Genomic DNA, 18,747 nt, shown 5'->3' on the forward strand with positions numbered 1-18,747 from the left:
ATCAGAAGATCCCCTCCGGCACCTCGGGCGCGCGGCGCAGCACCTCGTCGGACACGGTGAACGTGAGCTGATCCAGCTCGCCGGGCGCCAGCTCGGCGGTGCGCTGGGCCGCGTCGAGGAACCGATCCTGCTCGGCGGGATCGAGCACGCCCTCGGCGAGCGTGCGGAACTTGGCGATGTACTGCGCACGGGCGAACGGCCGCGCGCCGAGCGGATGCGCGTCGGCGACGGCGAGCTCGTCGACGATGGTTTCCCCGCTCTTCAGCGTCACCACCGCCCTTGCGCCGAAAGCCTTTTCGTTCGGGTCGGTGGCGTGGTAGCGCCGCGTCCACTCCGGATCCTCGACGGTGGAGATCTTGCGCCAGAGCTCGACGGTGTCGGGTCGTTGCGCACGCTCCGGCGCGTAAGACCGCTCGTGATGCCAGGTTCCGTCCTGCAACGCGACCGCGAAGATGTAGGGCACCGAGTGGTCGAGGGTTTCGCGGCTGGCATGCGGATCGAACTTCTGCGGATCCCCCGACCCGGTGCCGATCACCACGTGCGTGTGATGGCTGGTGTGCAACACAATTGACGCGATCTGGTCGAGATCGCCGATGACCGAACGCATCCGGCGGGCCAGGTCGATCGGCGCCTGACTCTGGTACTCGGCGGAATGCTCCTTGGTGTAAGTGTCCAGGATCGCGCGCTTCGCCTCGCCGGGACCTGGCAGTGGCACAGCGTATTCCGCGCCGGTGCCGCCGAGCAGCCAGGCGATCACGCCGTCGGCGCCCTCCCAGATCGGCGCGGGCGCACCCTCGCCGCGCATCGCGCGGTCCACCGCCTCGACCGCCATCTTCCCGGCGAACGCGGGCGCGTAGGCCTTCCAGCTGGAGATCTCCCCCTTGCGCGACTGCCTGGTCGCGGTGGTGGTGTGCAGCGCCTGCCCGACCGCCTGATAGATCGTCTCGGTGTCGAGCCCGAGCAGCGTGCCGATGCCCGCGGCGGCGGACGGACCGAGGTGCGCGACATGGTCGATCTTGTGCTCGTGCAGGCAGATTCCGCGCACGAGGTCGATCTGGATCTCGTATCCGGTGGCCAGGCCGCGGATCAGCTCCGCGCCGCTGCGGCCGAGGTGCTGCGCGACCGCGAGGATCGGCGGGATGTTGTCGCCGGGATGCGAGTACTCCGCGGCCAGGAAGGTGTCGTGGAAGTCGAGCTCGCGCACCGCGACACCGTTGGCCCAGGCTGCCCACTCCGGCGACACCCAGCGCGGCGTGGGCAGTCCGAACACCGTCGCGCCCGAGCGGCCCGGTCCCGGCCGATACGGTTGCGCGAGCGCCTGTGCACGCGCGCTGGTCACCGGTCGGCGGGTCAGCGACGCGGCCGCGACGGCGACGTTGTCGATGATCCGGTTGACGATCATCTCGGCGACCTCCGCGGTGACCTCGACCGGGTCGGCAGCAACCTCGGCAACCTTGGTCGCCAGGTGTTCCGCGCGCGGGAAATCCTCGGCGGCGGAGCGGGCGCGTACGATGTGTGACTTCATGCATCCTCCAAATCGGAGCGGTGAAAGAACCTCCCTTCGCACGCTACGCACCTGAAATCTCGCGCAAAATACCTCGCAGCGGCATATTTCTGTGGGAAACAACCGCTGATATTGCGATGATTGCGAAGATCTGGGACTACCATCTTGCTGGTGCGGAAGATGTACGCGGGCGCCCGGCTCCGGCGGTTGCGCGAGGAGCGCAGACTCACCCAGGCGGCTTTGGCGAAGTCGCTGGATCTGTCGCCCAGCTATCTCAACCAACTCGAACGCGATCAGCGGCCGCTCACCATCCCGGTGCTGCTGAAACTCAACTCCACCTTCGATCTCGACGTCCAATTCTTCGCCGCCGACTCGGACGCCCGCCTGGTGTCCGATCTGCACGAGGTGCTGATCGACGCGGCGGGCGGGCACACCGCGCCGCTGACCGAGGTGGAGGAGCTGGCGACCAGGCAGCCCGAGGTCGCCAGGATCGTCGTGGCCATGCACCGCCGACTACGCGCCGCCACCGACCAGCTCGATCTGCTCTCGGCCAGGGTGTCCGCGCCGACCGGCGTGCCCGGCGTTCCGATGCCCTACGAGGATGTGCGGGACTTCTTCTACGACCATCACAACCACATCCCGCAGCTCGATATCGCCGCCGAGCAGCTGTTCGAGCAGTCCGGCCTGACCATCGGGTCGCTGGATCGCCAGCTGGCCAGGGTGGCCGAGGAACGCGCAGGCGTGACCGTGCTTGTCCGCGGCGACGGGGCCGATCCCACCATCCCGAAGCGGCACTACGACCCGGACAGCCGGACGTTGACGTTGGCCCGGCGGCTGCGACCCGGCCAGCGCGCCTTCCAGATCGCGACCACCCTCGCGTTCCTGCTGTACAGCACCGAACTGGACGGTGTCCTCGCCGAAACCCCTTCGCTCACCGGCGAATCCCGCACCCTCGCGCGCATCGGCCTCGCCAACTACTTCGCGGGCGCGCTGGTGCTGCCGTACGGGCGATTCCTGCGCTCGGCCGAAGAACTGCACTACGACATCGACCTGCTCGGCTTGCGCTTCGAAGTCGGCTTCGAAACCATCTGCCATCGCCTGAGCACGCTGCAACGCCAGAGCCAGCGCGGCGTCCCGTTCTTCTTCGTCCGCACCGATCGCGCAGGCAACATCTCGAAACGCCAGTCCGCCACCGCCTTCCACTTCTCCAGGGTCGGCGGCAGCTGCCCGCTGTGGGTGGTGCACGAGGCCTTCGCCCACCCCGGCCGGATCCTCACCCAGATCGCGGAGATGCCGGACGGGCGCCGCTACCTCTGGATCGCGCGCACCGCGATGACCGCGCCGCACGGATTCGGCACCGCGACAAAGAACTTCGCGATCGGCCTCGGCTGTGACATCGAATACGCCGAGCGGCTGGTGTATTCGTCCGGCCTGCAACTCGACGACCCGGCGACGGCGGTGCAGATCGGTGCGGGATGCAAAGTCTGCGAACGCCCCTCGTGCCCGCAGCGCGCCTTCCCCAATATCGGCAGCCCGCTCGCGATCGACGAGCTCACCAGCACCGATCTGCCCTACCCCCGCGTCGGCTCGCCGGACTGACCCCGCGAGTTCCGTTGCCGCAGTCCACTATTCCTCCGTGGCGGGCTGCAGGTGGGTGAGTTTGTCCGGGTTGGCCACCGCGTAGATGCCGATGATCTGCTCGGTGCTCGCATCGATGTCGAGGACCACCACGGCGAACGGCGCGGCACCGGAGAACACCACGGCCGACGGGTCGCCGTTCACCCATCGGTAGTGAATCGCCATGTCCGGCACGTGACTTCGCACGATCTGACTGGCGATCAGCCTGGCCACCTTGGCGCGGCCGTCGATCGGGCGCAATGCCGCGCGGCGCTTGCCGCCGCCGTCGGTCCAGAACGTCACATCGGGTGCAAGCAAGGCGAGCAGGCCAGGCAGGTCGCCGCCGAGCTGGGCGGCAAGGAACTTCTCGGTCACCGCGCGCTGCACCCTCGGGTCGGCGGGCTGCCGTGGCCTGCGGGCGTGCACGTGCTCACGGGCGCGGTGCGCGAGCTGCCGGACGGCCGGGGTGCTGCGGTCGAGCATGTCGGCAATGTCGGGGTGCGGGAAGCCGAACACCTCGTGCAGCACGAACACCGCCCGTTCGAGCGGGGAGAGCGTTTCCAGCACGACAAGCATCGCCATCGACACGGCCTCGGCGCGGAGCAACGGCTCGTCCGCGCTGTCGCGGTCCGCAGGCTCGTCGGCGACGAGCGGCTCGGGCAGCCAAGGGCCGACGTAGGTTTCCCGCCTTCGCGCGATGGCGGCCCGCCTGGCCAGCGCGTGATTGACCGCGATGCGCACCAGATAGGCGCGCGGGTGCTCGATCTCGGCGCCGCCTGCCCGGTTGCGCGCCGCCCAGGCCAGCCAGGTGTCCTGCAGCACGTCCTCGGTGTCGGCGACACTGCCGAGCATGTTGTAGACGATCGAGAACAGCAGTTCCCGATGGTCGGCGAACACCTCGGTCGCGTCGCGGTCCACGCTGTCGATCATCGCTCCTCCTATGGCGGATCTTGCTGCTCTGAGAGGGCCGCGGGCGGCGAACCGTGACATGTCCGCCCGAAATGTGAGCTGCCTCTCCCGATGTCACGTCTCGCGACGCCCGGATGTCTCAGTGGGCAACGGATGACACCTCGTCCGCACCCGAGAGAGGACATCGCAGTGCGTGCACCCACCGAATCACCGTCGTTTCTGACGACCCGTCGCGGCAAACTGACCCTGGCGCTGCTGTGCCTGGTCGCCTTCCTCGACTTCGCCGACGCCTCCATCGTCAACGTCGCGTTGCCGACCATCCAGCACGAGCTGGGGCTGTCGGTGTCGACGCTGCAATGGATCACCAGCGGCTACCTGCTGACCTACGGCGGCCTGATGTTGCTCGGCGGCAGGCTCGCCGACCTGCTCGGCAGGCGGCGGGTGCTGATCGTCGGCACGCTCCTGGTCGGCGTCGCCTCGGCGACCGGCGGTCTCGCCGAAACCAGCGGCGTGCTGATCGGAGCCCGCTTCGCACAAGGAGTCGGCGCCGCGCTGATGCTGCCCGCGGCGCTGTCCATTCTCACCACCAGCTTCCGCGAGGGATCCGATCGCACCACCGCGCTCAGCATGTGGGGTGGCACGGCCGGATTGTCTTCGGCGGCAGGGGTTTTCCTCGGCGGCGTGCTGACCCAGGGGCCGGGATGGCGCTGGGTGTTCTACGTCAACACTCCCGTCAGCCTGCTGGTGCTGATCGCCGTGCCGCTGCTGGTGCCCGACGACCGGCGCAACGAAATACGGGGCGGCTTCGATGTTTTCGGTACCGCGCTGGCAACGAGCGGGCTGATGCTGCTGGTCTACGGATTGGTGAAGGCGCCGGAGTTCGGGTGGGGCGATAGCCGCACCATCGCGCAACTCGGTGTGGCCGTGGCACTGCTGATCGGCTTCGTGCTCAACGAGCAGCGCACCGGCGATCCGTTGGTGCCGCTGGCGATCTTCCGGATCAAGGGGCTCGCGGCCGCCAACCTGACCCATCTGACGCTGGCGGCGGGCATGCTCGCCATGTTCTTCTTCGTGACCCTCTACATGCAGGAAGTGCTCGGGTACGGGGAGTTCGAGGCGGGCGTCGCGTACCTGCCGATCAGCCTGACCGTCGGCGCCGTGGCCGGGGTGACGTCGAAGTTCATCGCCAAGACCGGGACTCGGCCGCTGATCGTCGGCGGGTCGATGGTCTCCGGGATCGGGCTCATCTGGCTCTCGCGGATTCCCACCGACGGCTCCTACCTGGTCGATCTGCTGCCCGCGATGGTGTTCATGTCGATCGGGATGGGTGTGGTGTTCGTCGCCAACACCACCGCCGCGAACGCGGGAGTGCCCGGCGAGCAAGCGGGACTCGCTGCGGCGCTGCTCAACACCGGCCAGCAGATCGGCGGTGCGCTCGGCCTCGCGGTGTTGACCGCGATCGCCACCTCGCACACCACGAGTCGACTGACCGCCGGGCACGCGCCGATCGAGGCGATGAACTCCGGTTTCCAGCTCGCGCTGCTGGTCGGTGGCATCATCACGGTGTGCGCCGCCGCGATCGGCCTGTGGACCGCCAATTCGCGCGGCGAGGACGCGAAGCGCGCCGCTTCATCCGCTGAAATTGTTGCGGCATAAGGTAGTTCGTCACCAAGCCGGGTATCTACGGATACCCGGCTTCGGTGTTCCATTCGTCCAAGCCTTACCGCAGGCGCCGGGGCTACCGTGCCAGTCATGACCATGACAGACAGCGCACTGGCGGATCAGCTCGTCGCCCTGCTCGACGAGTGGATGGCGGCGATCGTCGCCAACGACGCGGCCAGGATCGGCGCGTACATGACCGACGACTGGATCATGGTGTCGGAGAACGGCATCGCCACGGCGGAGGAGTTCCTGGCGTTCGTCGAGTCCGGCGCGCTCACGCATTCGGCGATGCAGCAGGTGGGCGAGGCACGGGTCCGGCGCACCGGGGACGTCGCGGTGCTCACCGTTCGGGCCACCAATATCGCCCACTACCAGGGCAAGCGGTTCGACGCCGACGAATGGACGACGGACGTCTTCGTCGAGACCGAGCAGGGCTGGCGGTGCGCGCTCACGCAGATCACCGCCGTCGCGGCACCCTAGCCGCACCCAGTGGCGATCACGACTTGGCCAGGTACTCCAGCCGCTCGGCGTCGACCGCGGCGTGCATCATCCCGGCCAGGCCGGGATGCTTCTTCAAGCCGGGATCGGACTCGACCACGTCGCGGGCGAGTTCCTGTGCGGCAGTGATGACTTCGAGGTCGTCGAGCAGCGAGAGCAGGCGCAGCGAACGCGCGGTGCCGGACTGGGCGGCGCCGAGCACATCGCCCTCGCGGCGGGTGCGCAGGTCGAGCACGGCGAGCTCGAAGCCGTCGGTGGTGCCTGCGACCGCGTCCAACCGCGCCATCGCCGAGCCGCCCGGCGCCGCGTCGGTGATGAGCAGACAGAGCCCGGGATCCTTGCCGCGACCGATCCGGCCGCGCAGCTGATGCAGCTGGCTGACGCCGAAGCGATCCGCGTCGACGATCACCATGACGGTCGCGTTCGGCACGTCGACACCGACCTCGACGACGGTGGTGCAGACGAGCACGTCCACCGATCCGTCGTTGAAAGCGCGCATCACCTGGTCTTTTTCGTCCGCGGGCAGCCTGCCGTGCAGCAGGCCGACCCGCACCTGCGACAGCGGGCCCGCGCGCAACATGTCGAAGACGTCGAGCACCGCCTGGGTGGTCGGGCCCTCCTTCTCGGTCTCCTTGGCCTTCGATTTGCCGTTGCGGGACTTGCCGGAACCCTCTTCGTCGTCGCCGATGCGAGAGCACACCACGTAGGCCTGCCGACCGGCCTTGACCTCTTCCAGGATGCGCTCCCACGCGCGGTCGACCCAGTTCGGGTGCTGCCTGCGCGGCACCACCTTCGAGGTGATCGGCGACCGTCCCCTCGGCAGCTGGGTGAGCGTTGAGGTCTCCAGATCGCCGAGGGTGGTCATGGCAATGGTGCGCGGGATCGGCGTGGCGGTCATCACGAGCAGGTGCGGGCTCGCGCCGGATTTCGCCTTGGCGCGCAACGCATCCCGCTGTTCGACACCGAAGCGGTGCTGCTCGTCGACCACGACCATGCCGAGGTCGAAGAACTCGACGTTGTCCTGAATCAGCGCGTGCGTGCCGATTACTATGCCCGCCTCGCCGGTCATCGCGTCCAGCAGCGCGGCCTTCTTGGTCGCCGCCGACATCGACCCGGTGACCAGCACCAGCTTGGTGGCGTGCTCGGCGGCACCGAGCTCACCGCCGCTGCCGAGGTCGCCGAGCATGCCGCGAAGGGACCGATAGTGCTGGGCGGCAAGAACTTCCGTCGGCGCGAGCAGAGCGCACTGCTGGCCCGCGTCGACGATCTGCAGCATCGCATGCAGCGCGACGATCGTCTTACCCGATCCGACCTCGCCCTGCAGCAGCCGGTGCATCGGATGACTGCGCGACAGGTCGGCGGAGATCTCCGCGATCACCTGCTGCTGGCCTTCGGTGAGCTCGAACGGCAGGCGCGTGTCGAATTCGGCGGCGATGCCGTCGATCCGCGGCGGGCACGGCCGCGCGGCACGGCCGGACACCTCGTGGCGGCGGTCGGCGAGCACCAGCTGCAGCGCCAGCGCCTCGTCGAAACGCAAACGCTCCCTGGCCTGGTCGATGTCGGACTTGCGCTCCGGCAGGTGGATCAGGCGCAACGCGTCGGAGACGTTCAGCAGCGCGCGTTCGGCCCTGAGCTCCTCCGGCAGCGGATCATCGATCGGATCCAGTTGGTCGAGTACCTGTCGCACACACGCGAGCACGTCCCAGCTCTGCACCTTCGCGGTGGCCGGGTACACCGGGATGAACTCCCGCTCCATGAACGAGGTGTCCACTCCCCCTGCGCCTTTCGCGCTCTGCGCCAGGCCGCGCAGGTCACCGCCGCCGCGCACGGTGGTGAGCGAGCCGACCGAGGCGTCGTCGTCCTCGGCTTCGGGCAGGATCAGATAGCCGGGGTGGCTCAGGTTCCATTGGCCGGGCCGCCAGTAGGTGACCGTTCCCGACATCATCGCCCGCAACCCCTCGCGGACAACGTATTTCACCTTGTCACCGTTGAAGAACGTGACGTCGACACCGCGCCCCGTGCCGGATCCGGTGTCGAGCACCACCTTCAGCAGCGAACCGCGGCGGTTGCGCATCGGACGCAGCTCGGCCTTGGTGATACGGCCGATCACGGTGATGTGCGCGCCCTCTTCGGGAGCTTCCTCGGTGAGCGGCTGGCCTTGCGTTGCGTAGCGCAGCGGGTAGTGGCGGAGCAGGTCCTCCACCGTGTGCATGTCGAAGGCATCGACCAGGGAACCCGCCGCCTTCACGCCGAGGATGTGGTCGAGCCGATCGCTCAATGTCGCCATCTACTCCACTCCGATCTGCACCAGGTCCCCGTGCTGCCCACCGGAATACACGGTGACCTCGACGCCAGGGAAGCTTTCGCCGATGTGCGCGGCGAGCTCGTCGGCGAGCCCGTCCGGCGCCGCCGCACCCATGAGCAGGGTCACCAGCTCGCCGCCGAAGGACAGCATGCGATCGAGCAGGGTCAGGCCCGCCGCACGCACGTCGTGGTCGATCACCACCACGTCGTGGCCGACCAGGCCGAGACCGTCGCCCGCAGCGCAGGTGCCGACCATGGTGAGCGCGCGCTCCTGCGCGGCCCGCAGCGATCCCCACCGGGTCGTCGCGGCCGCCTCCGACATGGCGAACGCGTCGTCGACGGCGATCCGGCCGCGATCGTGCACGGCCAATGCCGCGAGTCCCTGCACCATGGACGCGCTCGGCAGCAGCAGCACGTCGCGATGCGCGTCACGGGCGGCGACGCCGACCGCGACCAGGTCGTGCGCGGGCAATGCGCCGTTGGGCAGCACCAGGACCTCGCGATTCGGCATCGCCCGGATCGCGGCGAGCAATGCGGCCGCCGAGACCGCCCCGTCCGCGCCGAGCACCACCGCTCCGGCATCCTCGAACAACACGCCCGCGCCCGCACCGGCGGCGACCGCGAGGATGCCGCGATCGGCGGGACCGGCGGGCGCCTTCTCGGTGTCGAGGGTCGCGGGGGTGACGAGGTGGCCGGACGGCATCTCGGCGTGGGACGCGGCGAAGCTCTCGATGCGGATGCCACTGAGCGTGCCTGCGGCGATGCCCGCTTCCACGGCCGCGCCCGCGTCCGCGCAGTGCACATGAGCGGACCAGGAACGTGCGCCGTCGCCGACGATCACCACCGAATCACCCAGCTCGGCGAGCCGGGCGCGGAGCAGCGCCACCTGCTCGGAGTCGGTGTCGGCCAAGAGGTACATCACCTCGTATTGCGGTGTCGCCGTGCCTGTTTCGCTGACGCTCGGCTCGGCGGCGCGCACGGTGACCGGTTCCCGAGGGGTGTACTCCGGCCGGGCGGGGACCTCGCCGAGAGTGATCGAGACCAGGCTGTCCAGCAGCACGACGAGCCCGCGCGCTCCCGCGTCGACGACACCGGCCTCGCGCAGCACGCCGAGCTGCGACGGCGTATCACCCAGTGCCTTGGCCGCGCCGTCGGCCGCCGCGAGGGCCACGTCGGCGAGCGAATCGTCCGGGCAGGCGGCCGCACTGGCGGCCGCGCAGTCCAGAACGGTCAGGATGGTGCCCTCGATCGGCACGCTCAACGCCTCCCGCACCAGGGCCGAGGCGCGATGCAGGGCGGTACGCAGCGTGGAAGCGGTCAACGGTCCGTGCCGGACCGCCTCCGCGATGCCGCGCAGCACCTGCGAAAGGATGATTCCGGAGTTACCTCGAGCACCGATCGTCGCGCCGGTCGCCATCGCGGCGGCGACCTCGTGCACGGACAACGCGGCCGAGGCGATGCTCGCCTTCCGGTCGACGGCGGCCACCGCGGCACGCATGGTGGCGAGCAGGTTGGTTCCGGTGTCGGCGTCGGGGATGGGGAAGACATTGAGTGCGTTGATCTCCTCGCGCCGGTCTGCCAGACCGTCGACACAGGTTCGCCCCCAGCGCAGCAATGCCGTGCCGTCCATCACATCCCGCACTCCGGGCACCGTCACCTCTCTCCCGTCCGCCACCGCCGCCCGCCAGGTTAGCGGGCGATACCGACATATGATGAGGTACCCGATGAGTGTCCCGGCAACGTCGGAAAGCACCCGGTTTGGTGGATCGCCGCCCGTCCCGTTACCCTTGCAGGGTTGCCTCGCGCGGCCGTTGCCGGTTCGTGCTGGCCGACGTCAAGTCGGCAGGGGTAGGTCGATAATTGTTTCCGGACATACTGCCCGCGGGCGGTGGTCCCCACATGACATGAAGGAGTTCGCGACTATGGCTGCCGTCTGCGACGTCTGCGCCAAGGGCCCCGGCTTCGGGAAGTCGGTCTCGCACTCGCACCGGCGCACCAACCGTCGCTGGAACCCGAACATCCAGACCGTTCGCGCCCAGGTCGCGCCGGGTAACACCCGTCGCATGAACGTGTGCACGTCCTGCCTGAAGGCGGGCAAGGTCGTCCGCGGCTGATTCAGCCTCGGACTACTCGAGACCGACGCACGCCCCGGCACCCTCACGGGTTGTCCGGGGCGTAGTCATCTGTTCTCATGGGCGGGGCAATGAACTGGCGTATCACCCCACTTGCCGCCGAGTACACCTACCGCGCCGCGGAATGTCATATCGCCTGCTGGCGTGAGGCCTACCGCGGCCTGGTGCCCGCCCAGCTGCTCGACGCCTTCGACGTCGATCGGCGGGCCGAGCAGTGGGAGCGCCAGCTGCGGAAGTACCCGGATGCTACGTGGGTGGCCGTCGTCGGCGATCAGGTGATCGGATTCGCCACGGCGAGCGCCACTCGCGATATCCCACCGGTGCCGCCGATGGAGCTGAACGCCATGTACGTCCGCTCCCAGTGGTACGGCACCGGCGTCGCGCACGATCTGTTGAACGCCGCCGTCGACCCGCAGGTCGGCTGCTCGCTGTGGGTGTTCGAAGAGAACCCGCGTGCCCAATCCTTCTACCGCAAACACGGTTTCGAACTGGACGGGGCCCGCAAGGTGGAGGCGTTCACCCCCGCCATCCAGGTTCGCATGGTGCGCGAACCCGGCGTCCTTCGGTGAGATCCGAGTCGTACACCCGCGCCAAGTAAGGTGCTGGCCATGACCTCTACCGAGCAAGCCGGGTACGTGACCACCTTCGACGGCGTTCTGCAGATCACCATCGCCACCGCCGCGAACGGCACCTCGATGGACTTTGCCGGGATCGTCGCGGGCACGGCCGCCCTGCGCTCGCTCGGCTCCGAGGTCGGCGCGGTGCTGCTGACGGGCACCGGCGCGAACTTCTGCGCAGGCGGCAATGTGCGCGGTTTCGCGGCGGCCTCGGATCGGGCCGCCCACATCTACAGCCTGGCAACAGATCTGCACCACTTCGTGCGCGCCATCGACGCCACCACGGTTCCGGTGGTGGTCGGCGTGCACGGCTGGGCCGCAGGCGCGGGCATGAGCCTGGTGTGTGCCGCCGATATCGCGCTCGGCGGACCGAGCACCAAGTTGCGTCCCGCCTACCCCGGCATCGGACTGAGCCCGGACGGCGGCATGTCGTGGACGCTGCCGCGCATCGTCGGCCTCGGCCGGGCACGCGAGATCCTGCTCACCGACGCGGTTCTCGACGCCGAGGAGGCGGTGCGGCTCGGCATCCTCAGCCGTCTCGTCGCCGACGAGGAGGTGCAGGCCGAGGCGCTGAACCTGGCCCGAACCCTCGCCGGCGGACCACGTTCCACCTACGCAAGCATCAAAACACTGCTGGCGCAGTCCACTTCGTCGGCATTGAGCGATCAGCTCGATCGCGAACGCGAGGCGATCGCCGCCGCGGCGAACGGTGCGACCGGGCGTGAGGGTGTCGACGCGTTCGTCGAGAAGCGGAAGCCGAACTACACGTAATTGCCGAACGACTCCGTGTTCACGGAGTCGTCTGCAGCACGAACTTCGCGACCGCGTCGGTGAAGGAGTCGTTGTCGTCGCCCGCCGCGGTGTGCGCAGCTCCGCCGATCTCGACCAGCTGCGCGTGCGGCACCAGCTCCTGGAATGCCGCGGCCCCTTCGGAACTCACCACGTCGGACTGCATGCCGCGCACCAGCAACACCGGCATCGTCAATGCGTGCGCGGCGGCTTCCATCTGCACGATCATGTCCGACGGATCTTCGACGCGGCCTGCCAGCATGTCTGGATCCCAATGCCAGTACCAGCGACCGTCCCGCTCGCGCAGGTTGCGCAGCAGGCCATCGGTGTTCTTCGGCCGCGGCCGGTGCGGCATATACTCGGCGACCGCGTCGGCGACCTGATCCAGGCTGTCGAATCCGTCGCGGTGCTTGCCCAGGAAGTCGATGACGCGTGCCACGCCGGCCTTTTCCGGCCTGGTCACGATGTCTACGAGCACCAGCGCGCTGATCTGCGCGCCGCCGGAGACGGCGGTGGCGAGCAGAGCGGTGATGCCGCCCATGCTCGCCCCGACCACGACCGCGGGGGCGCCGAGCTGCTCGAGCACGAGCAGCAGATCGCGCACCATGGTGTCGCGCCGGTAGTCGCCGTCGTCGGCCCACTGGCTGTCGCCGTGCCCGCGGGCGTCGAGGGTGACCACCCGCATGCCGGATGCGGCCAGTTTGCCGCCCGTCTGTTTCCACGAATGCCTGGTCTGCCCGCCGCCGTGCAGAAAAACCACGAGCGGGCCTTCGACCGGGCCGAACTGGTCGGCGACCAGTTCGATCCCGCCGGAGCCGCGCAAAAGTAGCGGCGTCGGCTCCAGCAGATTGTTCGCATTACTCATCAACCGAGGATCGCATAGAACTTGTTACAGTTTCGACCCCGGGGAACGGATATGTCAGCAGTCCCACTTGCCGGACGCGCTGAGGGTGCGCTGCAGCAGGCAGGCGACCTTGGCGTTGACCGAGGCGGAGATCGTGGACGAACCGTTCGAGGTGAACTCCTCACCGATCTGCGTCGACGTGTCCGCAGGCGCCGAGGTGGTGTCCGTGGCGTGCTCGAGCGGCAGCCCCTGTGCGCTCGCGGTGGCGGCGCCGCCCGCGAGGGCAGCACAGAGGGCCAAGGTGGCGGTGGTGCCGCGCAGCGCGCCGCGAACGGTGGACTTTGGCATGGAAAAGCTCCTCACTCGGTTCAATCTCGGTAGATCACACACAGACGCCCGCTCAGGGCAGACGCCAGTCAACGGGTTCGGCACCCAGTTCGTCCAGTAGTTCGTTCACGCGAGAGAACGGTCGGGAACCGAAAAAGCCGCGCGACGCCGACAGCGGCGACGGATGCGCAGACTCGATATAGGGCACCTCGGCCTGGACCAAGGTGGGCTTCAGTGTCGCCGCGTCCCTGCCCCAGAGGATCGCGACCAGCGGCTCGTCTCGCGCGACCAAGGCGCGAATCGCCTGCTCGGTCACCGCTTCCCAGCCCTTGCCGCGATGCGAGGCAGGCGCGCCCGGCGTGACCGTCAGCACCCTGTTCAGCATCAGCACGCCCTGGTCCGACCACGGACTCAGGTCGCCGCAGGACGGCGTCGGGTGGCCGAGATCCTTGGCGTACTCGGCGAAGATGTTCGCCAGGCTGCGTGGGACGGGCGAAACATCCGGCGCGACAGAGAAACTCAAGCCCATCGCGTGACCGGGCGTCGGGTACGGATCCTGGCCGACAACCAGCACCCGCACCTCGGCGAAAGGACGCTGGAAGGCGCGTAACACATTGTCACCGGCTGGTAGATAGCCGCGGCCCGCGGCATTCTCCTCGCGTAAGAACTCGCCCATGGCCGAAATCCGATCGGCCACCGACTCGAGTGCCTTCGCCCATCCCGGATCCATGATTTCCGACAGTGGTTTCGCGCTCATGACCGCACAACTTAGCGTGGTTCGTCCGCTACTGCCGAGTCCACCCCGCCGAATGATTCCCAGCCCGCGCTGCCCGACCACCGCACGCCGCCGACAGTAACGCCGTGACCGGCACAGACCCGGCCGATCGGCCGCCAGCCTGCAGGCAGCGCGGCGCCCGCCGCCCAGGTCCCTGCGAACGCATGGTCCTCACCGCCGGTCAGAATCCATTGCGCCGCATCGGCATCCAGCAGGGCGGCGATCGGGTCGAGGGCCGGGTCGGCGACCGCGGCCGCGTCCAGATCCATGGCGACGCCGGATGATTCGGCCATATGCCCGAGGTCGGCGAGCAGTCCGTCGGAGACGTCGGTCAGCGCGTGCAGGTCGTCGGCACCTGGCAGCTGGAGCGCGTCCAACACCGACGTATAGGGCGGTTGCGGGACGCGATGGGCGGCAAGCACTTCGGTGAACTCGGCGGATTCGGCGCCTGCGGTGAGCACCGCGAGACCCGCCGCCGACCAGCCGAGGCGGCCCGCGACGGCGATCGTGTCCCCCACCCGCGCACCGGCTCTCGTGCGGGCGGCGCGGCCGCGCAGGTCACCGAACGCGGTGACCGAGAGCACGAGGTCGCGGCTGCGCACCAGGTCACCGCCCGCGATGGACGCGCCTGCGCGCGCCGCCTCGGCCCACATTCCGTCGGCGAGACCGTCGATCAGCTCCAGCGGTGCGTCGGCCGGGCAGCCGAGTGCCACCACGAACGCGCTCGGCACCGCGCCCATGGCGACCACGTCGGCGGCGTTCTGGGCGATGGCCTTGCGCCCGATGTCCTCGGCGCTGGACCAGTCGAGCCGGAAGTGCCGGTCCTGCACCAGCATGTCGGTGGTGACGACGAAGCGACCGTCGGGCGCGGCGATCAGCGCGGCGTCGTCGCCGGGGCCGAGCAGCACGCCAGGCGCCTGAATGCGGCCCTTGTTGATCCGCTCGATGAGCGCGAACTCCCCCAGTTCACGTACCGTCCTCGGCCCTTTGCTCTCGCTGATGACCGGTCCTTTCAGGCGCGCTGCTTGCTGGAATCGACCCGAAGGTACCCTTTCCAGGGCAATCGAGTACTACCGGGCCGGTCACGGCATCGCCGCAGTGTTGCGGCCCGCCGACCGGCGCCCGGTCACCGCGAGAGGAAGGATCGGTGCGCATGGCGGCGGCAACGTCGGATCGCGATTCGTCGAAGGACGAGGCATCGAAGGACGCTGCCGAGGAAGCGGTCGCGGCCCCGCGCGAGGACGCCGCGGCGACCGAAACCGCGACGGACGAGGCTGCTGCGGACGCAGGTACGGCGGAGAACCCCCCGGCTGCCGAGAGCACGCGCCAGTATTCGCCTGCACTGATCGCCACAGCAGTGGCACTGCCGATCATGCTCGTCGTCGGTGTCCTGGTGGCCGCGGTCGTCGCTCGCAACGCACCTGTCGAGCGCGAACCCCTGGTGCTCGGCCCGGTGGCCGCGCCCGCGGCGACCGGCACCGCCTGCACCACGCTGCTCCCGCAACTGCCGATCACGTTGGGCGAGTTCAGCAAGTCCACGCTGGTGGAACCGTCCCCGCCCGCCACCTGGGCGTGGCAGCGCAAGGACGGCGGCGATCCGATCGTGTTGCGCTGCGGCCTTGATCGCCCGCTGGAGTTCAACCGTGCGTCGGTGCTGCAGATCGTGAACGGCGTCCAGTGGTTCGAGGCCCGCGACCAAACCGCCAAGGCCAGCACCTGGTTCGCCGTCGATCGCGAAACCTATATCGCGCTGACCGTTCCCGACGGCTCCGGTCCGACGCCGCTGCAGGGCATCTCCGATGCCATCACGGCGAATCTCCCTGCCACGCCGATCGACCCGGGGCCGCTGCCCAACTGAGTCGGTCCGCCGGTCTAGCGGAGGCCGGTGCCGCGGGCGAGGGCGGTCTCGATCAGGGTGGAGATCAGCGCCCGGTAGTCGATGCCGGTGGCTTCCCACATCTTCGGGTACATGGAGATGGGCGTGAAGCCGGGCATGGTGTTGATCTCGTTGATCACCGGACCGTCTGCGGTGATGAAGAAGTCGACGCGCGCCAGGCCCTGGCAGTCCAGCGCGCGGAACGCCCGCACCGCGAGTTCCCGGACGCTGTCGGACATTTCGTCGTCCAGCTTGGCCGGAATATCGAATTCGCAGACGTCATCAAGGTATTTGGTCTCGAAGTCGTAGAACTCGGGGGCCACGGCCGCGGTGTCTTCGTCGGGCATCCGGATCTCGGCCACCACACTGGCTTCCACCCGGCCGTCCGGGAATTCCAGTACGCCACACTCGACTTCACGGCCGACGATGCCCGCCTCGACGATCACCTTCGGGTCGTGCGCCCTGGCCGCGGCGATGGCCGCGTCGAGCGCGCTCCATTCGGTGATCTTCGTGATGCCGATCGATGAGCCGCCGCGGGCAGGCTTCACGAATGCGGGCAGACCGAGCCGCTCCCGATCGCCCTCGCGCACCGTCGCGGTGCCAGGACGCAGCACCACCTGGTTGCCGATCGGCAAGCCTTCGGCGGCAAGGAGTTTCTTGGTGAACTCCTTGTCCATGCCCGCCGCACTGGCCAGCACGCCAGGCCCGACATAGGGCACACCGGCGAGTTCGAGCAGGCCCTGCAGGGTGCCGTCCTCGCCGAACGGTCCATGCAGGATCGGGAACACCACATCGACGGAACCGAGCGCGGCCGTTGGATCGTCGAGCGCGATCAGCGCGCCCGAGTTCTGCGCGCCTGCGGTGATCGTCAGCGCGGTGCCGCTGCCGTCGACCGACGGCAGCGCGCGATCCTGGAACCCGAGGGCGGCGATCCCCGCGTCGGCGAGGACCCAGGTGCCCTCGGTGCTGATGCCGATCGGCACCACGTCGTAGCGTTCCGGATCCAGATTGCGCAGCACACTGCCGGCCGACACGCAGGAAACGGCGTGCTCGTTGCTCCGCCCGCCGAAGACCACAGCCACCCGGATCCGGTTCGTCATGCCCGGAACCGTACCCGGCACGGCGCAGGACTCGCACCGCCACCCATTCGGGTCGGCACGACCGCGACTACTCGGGCTTGATGCGCCTGCCGAGCAGGTTGGCGATGGCCTCGAGCACCGAAAGGCCCTCGTGGCAGACCTGATGCACGGCGGTGGTGAGCGGCATGTCCACCTCGTGCTTGACCGCGAGCGCGCGAATCGACGTGCACGACTTCACGCCCTCGGCGACCTGCCCGTTGGTCGCCTCCTGCGCCGATTCCATCGATCCGCCCGCACCGAGCGCGTGCCCGAACGACCGGTTGCGCGACAGCGGCGAGGTACAGGTCGCGACCAGGTCCCCGACCCCGGCCAGCCCGGCCAGCGTCGCGGGCTCGGCGCCGAGAACCACGCCGAGCCGGATGATCTCGGCGAGGCCGCGGGTGATGATGCTGGCGACGGTGTTGTCCCCCAAGCCCATTCCGGAGGCGATGCCGCAGGCCAGGGCGATCACGTTCTTGCTGGCGCCGCCGATCTCGCAGCCGATCACGTCGGTGTTGGTGTACGGCCGGAAATAGCCGGTGGCACAGGCCTGTTGGAGCGCGACAGCGCGGTCGGCGTCGCTGCAGGCGATGACGGTGGCCGCGGGCTGGCAGACAGCGATCTCCCTGGCCAGATTCGGTCCGGACAAGACGGCGATGCGGCTCGCGTCGACACCGGTGACCTCGCCGACCACCTCGCTCACCCGCAACAGCGTCCCGGTCTCGATGCCCTTGGCCAAGCTCAACAACGACGCGTCCGGCCCGATCAGCCCTTTCCACGCGCCGAGATTCGGCCGCAACGACTGAGACGGCACCGCGAGCACGACGATGTCCGCGCCGTCCAGCGCCACTGCGGGATCGTGGGTGGCCGCGATCGGCGGCAGCTGAATATCGGTGAGGTACGAGGGATTGCGATGTTCGGTGTTCAGCACCTCCGCGACCTCGGGTCGCCGCGCCCAGATCGTGACCTCGGTTCCCGCGTCCGCCAACACCTTCGCGAACGCGGTCCCCCACGATCCCGCGCCCATCACTGCCGCCCTCGTCATCTGCCCAATATGCCATGGAAGGATTGGGCACATGCGCCCGCACGCCGTGCATGCCGTGATCGCGGTCAAGAGCCTCGATCAGGCCAAGAGCCGACTCGCCGACCGGTTGCGCCCGGAACACCGGGCGCGACTGGTCCTCGCCATGCTCGCCGACACCGTGACCGCTACGACGGCCGTTCCCGGGATCCTCTCGGTCACCGTGGTGACCCCGGATCCAGCCGTCGCCGACCTGGCTCGCTCGGTGGGCGCCGCGGTGCATCCCGAGCCACGCAAGTCCGGACTCGACGGCCTGAACAGCGCGCTGGCCGACGCCGCGAGGGCGTTGCGGGACCGGCACGGGCCGGTCGATCTGCTCGCGTTGCAAGCCGATCTGCCCGCACTGCGACCGGAGGAACTGAACGACGTGCTGACCGTTGCGCCGCGCGGTGTGCGCTCGGTCGTCGTCGATCACGCGGGCACCGGCACGTCGGCGCTACTTGTCCGCGACCCGGGCGCGCCACTCGAGCCCCGGTTCGGACCTGGTTCGGCGCACAAACACATCGCCGCGGGCGCGGTCGCTCTGCACGGCGACTGGCCGGGGTTGCGCCTGGATGTCGACACCGCCGACGACCTCGACCTGGCGATCGAGCTCGGCGCGGGCGACGCGACCTGTGCGGCGCTGCACGACATCGGCTGGCCCGATCGTGTTCACCACCACGTTCGCCGGGTGTGCTAGAAGGTCGCCACGGTG

18 protein-coding genes are annotated in these 18,747 nt (G+C 68.9%); 8 read left to right on the plus strand and 10 right to left on the minus strand.

All coding sequences use genetic code 11. The features are described from left to right. Window position 1: 1 nt before the first annotated feature. Entirely contained in the window at window positions 2-1,525 is a 1,524-nt protein-coding gene (prpD, locus tag NA11_RS21935; RefSeq protein ID WP_069163834.1) for a 2-methylcitrate dehydratase PrpD, read from the minus strand. A 150-nt stretch (window positions 1,526-1,675) separates the two neighbouring features. Between prpD and NA11_RS21940 the strand changes: the two genes are divergently transcribed. After that, complete coding sequence (locus tag NA11_RS21940) at window positions 1,676-3,103, plus strand: short-chain fatty acyl-CoA regulator family protein (protein WP_174567709.1); 1,428 nt, start codon at window positions 1,676-1,678, stop codon at window positions 3,101-3,103. 27 nt (window positions 3,104-3,130) lie between these two features. Here the strand turns inward: NA11_RS21940 and sigJ are convergent, their stop codons facing one another. After that, entirely contained in the window at window positions 3,131-4,051 is a 921-nt protein-coding gene (gene sigJ / locus NA11_RS21945) for an RNA polymerase sigma factor SigJ (RefSeq protein WP_069163835.1), read from the minus strand. 168 nt (window positions 4,052-4,219) lie between these two features. Between sigJ and NA11_RS21950 the strand changes: the two genes are divergently transcribed. Continuing rightward, window positions 4,220-5,686 (plus strand): MFS transporter, encoded by a 1,467-nt coding sequence (locus tag NA11_RS21950; protein ID WP_245746041.1) that lies wholly within the window; start codon window positions 4,220-4,222, stop codon window positions 5,684-5,686. A gap of 96 nt (window positions 5,687-5,782) precedes the next feature. Continuing rightward, window positions 5,783-6,172, plus strand: coding sequence for a nuclear transport factor 2 family protein (locus NA11_RS21955; RefSeq protein ID WP_069163837.1), 390 nt, complete (start codon window positions 5,783-5,785; stop codon window positions 6,170-6,172). Window positions 6,173-6,188: 16 nt separating this feature from the next. Here the strand turns inward: NA11_RS21955 and recG are convergent, their stop codons facing one another. Beyond that, a complete protein-coding gene (recG, locus tag NA11_RS21960) occupies window positions 6,189-8,477 on the minus strand; it encodes an ATP-dependent DNA helicase RecG (RefSeq protein WP_069163838.1) in 2,289 nt (762 codons plus the stop codon). Beyond that, window positions 8,478-10,124, minus strand: coding sequence for a DAK2 domain-containing protein (locus tag NA11_RS21965; RefSeq protein WP_069163839.1), 1,647 nt, complete (start codon window positions 10,122-10,124; stop codon window positions 8,478-8,480). Between the two features lie 292 nt (window positions 10,125-10,416). Between NA11_RS21965 and rpmB the strand changes: the two genes are divergently transcribed. From rpmB to NA11_RS21980, 3 genes are all read left to right on the plus strand, one after another. Beyond that, the gene (gene rpmB, locus NA11_RS21970) at window positions 10,417-10,608 is read left to right on the plus strand and encodes a 50S ribosomal protein L28 (RefSeq protein WP_011210730.1); all 192 of its coding nucleotides are present in this window, start codon (window positions 10,417-10,419) and stop codon (window positions 10,606-10,608) included. An 89-nt stretch (window positions 10,609-10,697) separates the two neighbouring features. Continuing rightward, window positions 10,698-11,195 carry a GNAT family N-acetyltransferase gene (locus NA11_RS21975; RefSeq protein WP_069163840.1) on the plus strand — a complete coding sequence of 166 codons (498 nt, stop codon included), beginning with the start codon at window positions 10,698-10,700 and terminating at the stop codon, window positions 11,193-11,195. 39 nt (window positions 11,196-11,234) lie between these two features. After that, window positions 11,235-12,014, plus strand: a complete 780-nt coding sequence (locus NA11_RS21980; protein ID WP_069163908.1) for an enoyl-CoA hydratase/isomerase family protein — start codon at window positions 11,235-11,237, stop codon at window positions 12,012-12,014. A gap of 19 nt (window positions 12,015-12,033) precedes the next feature. Here the strand turns inward: NA11_RS21980 and NA11_RS21985 are convergent, their stop codons facing one another. Genes NA11_RS21985 through NA11_RS22000 form a run of 4 tightly spaced genes read right to left on the minus strand, consistent with a single transcriptional unit; the run spans window position 12,034 to window position 14,979 of the window. Then, window positions 12,034-12,897 carry an alpha/beta fold hydrolase gene (locus tag NA11_RS21985; protein ID WP_069163841.1) on the minus strand — a complete coding sequence of 288 codons (864 nt, stop codon included), beginning with the start codon at window positions 12,895-12,897 and terminating at the stop codon, window positions 12,034-12,036. 54 nt (window positions 12,898-12,951) lie between these two features. After that, entirely contained in the window at window positions 12,952-13,224 is a 273-nt protein-coding gene (locus NA11_RS21990) for a hypothetical protein (RefSeq protein ID WP_069163842.1), read from the minus strand. A 52-nt stretch (window positions 13,225-13,276) separates the two neighbouring features. Beyond that, window positions 13,277-13,960, minus strand: a complete 684-nt coding sequence (locus NA11_RS21995; RefSeq protein ID WP_069163843.1) for a uracil-DNA glycosylase — start codon at window positions 13,958-13,960, stop codon at window positions 13,277-13,279. 11 nt (window positions 13,961-13,971) lie between these two features. Next, entirely contained in the window at window positions 13,972-14,979 is a 1,008-nt protein-coding gene (locus NA11_RS22000) for a thiamine-phosphate kinase (protein WP_084654921.1), read from the minus strand. A 152-nt stretch (window positions 14,980-15,131) separates the two neighbouring features. Here NA11_RS22000 and NA11_RS22005 point away from each other — a divergent pair, with 152 nt between their 5' ends. Then, window positions 15,132-15,836 (plus strand): DUF3515 domain-containing protein, encoded by a 705-nt coding sequence (locus NA11_RS22005; protein ID WP_084654923.1) that lies wholly within the window; start codon window positions 15,132-15,134, stop codon window positions 15,834-15,836. Between the two features lie 14 nt (window positions 15,837-15,850). Here the strand turns inward: NA11_RS22005 and NA11_RS22010 are convergent, their stop codons facing one another. Further along, window positions 15,851-16,954 carry a D-alanine--D-alanine ligase family protein gene (locus tag NA11_RS22010; RefSeq protein WP_069163845.1) on the minus strand — a complete coding sequence of 368 codons (1,104 nt, stop codon included), beginning with the start codon at window positions 16,952-16,954 and terminating at the stop codon, window positions 15,851-15,853. Window positions 16,955-17,021: 67 nt separating this feature from the next. Beyond that, window positions 17,022-18,017, minus strand: a complete 996-nt coding sequence (locus NA11_RS22015) for an NAD(P)H-dependent glycerol-3-phosphate dehydrogenase (RefSeq protein WP_069163846.1) — start codon at window positions 18,015-18,017, stop codon at window positions 17,022-17,024. A 31-nt stretch (window positions 18,018-18,048) separates the two neighbouring features. On the opposite strand from NA11_RS22015, the gene cofC reads away from it, so the two are divergent. Beyond that, on the plus strand, window positions 18,049-18,732 hold the full coding sequence (cofC, locus tag NA11_RS22020; protein WP_069163847.1) for a 2-phospho-L-lactate guanylyltransferase: 684 nt from the start codon (window positions 18,049-18,051) through the stop codon (window positions 18,730-18,732). Window positions 18,733-18,747: the final 15 nt, after the last annotated feature.

The organism is Nocardia altamirensis NBRC 108246 (genome assembly GCF_001612685.1).
GTDB classification, from domain to species: domain Bacteria; phylum Actinomycetota; class Actinomycetes; order Mycobacteriales; family Mycobacteriaceae; genus Nocardia; species Nocardia altamirensis.

Coding starts and splice junctions, on each gene's coding strand:
- prpD (WP_069163834.1), bottom strand. CDS start 1,525: ATGAAGTCACACATCGTACGCGCCCGCTCCGCCGCCGAGGATTTCCCG.
- sigJ (WP_069163835.1), bottom strand. CDS start 4,051: ATGATCGACAGCGTGGACCGCGACGCGACCGAGGTGTTCGCCGACCAT.
- NA11_RS21955 (WP_069163837.1), top strand. CDS start 5,783: ATGACCATGACAGACAGCGCACTGGCGGATCAGCTCGTCGCCCTGCTC.
- recG (WP_069163838.1), bottom strand. CDS start 8,477: ATGGCGACATTGAGCGATCGGCTCGACCACATCCTCGGCGTGAAGGCG.
- NA11_RS21965 (WP_069163839.1), bottom strand. CDS start 10,124: ATGGACGGCACGGCATTGCTGCGCTGGGGGCGAACCTGTGTCGACGGT.
- rpmB (WP_011210730.1), top strand. CDS start 10,417: ATGGCTGCCGTCTGCGACGTCTGCGCCAAGGGCCCCGGCTTCGGGAAG.
- NA11_RS21975 (WP_069163840.1), top strand. CDS start 10,698: ATGAACTGGCGTATCACCCCACTTGCCGCCGAGTACACCTACCGCGCC.
- NA11_RS21980 (WP_069163908.1), top strand. CDS start 11,235: ATGACCTCTACCGAGCAAGCCGGGTACGTGACCACCTTCGACGGCGTT.
- NA11_RS21985 (WP_069163841.1), bottom strand. CDS start 12,897: ATGAGTAATGCGAACAATCTGCTGGAGCCGACGCCGCTACTTTTGCGC.
- NA11_RS21990 (WP_069163842.1), bottom strand. CDS start 13,224: ATGCCAAAGTCCACCGTTCGCGGCGCGCTGCGCGGCACCACCGCCACC.
- NA11_RS21995 (WP_069163843.1), bottom strand. CDS start 13,960: ATGAGCGCGAAACCACTGTCGGAAATCATGGATCCGGGATGGGCGAAG.
- NA11_RS22005 (WP_084654923.1), top strand. CDS start 15,132: ATGGCGGCGGCAACGTCGGATCGCGATTCGTCGAAGGACGAGGCATCG.
- NA11_RS22010 (WP_069163845.1), bottom strand. CDS start 16,954: ATGACGAACCGGATCCGGGTGGCTGTGGTCTTCGGCGGGCGGAGCAAC.
- NA11_RS22015 (WP_069163846.1), bottom strand. CDS start 18,017: ATGACGAGGGCGGCAGTGATGGGCGCGGGATCGTGGGGGACCGCGTTC.
- cofC (WP_069163847.1), top strand. CDS start 18,049: ATGCGCCCGCACGCCGTGCATGCCGTGATCGCGGTCAAGAGCCTCGAT.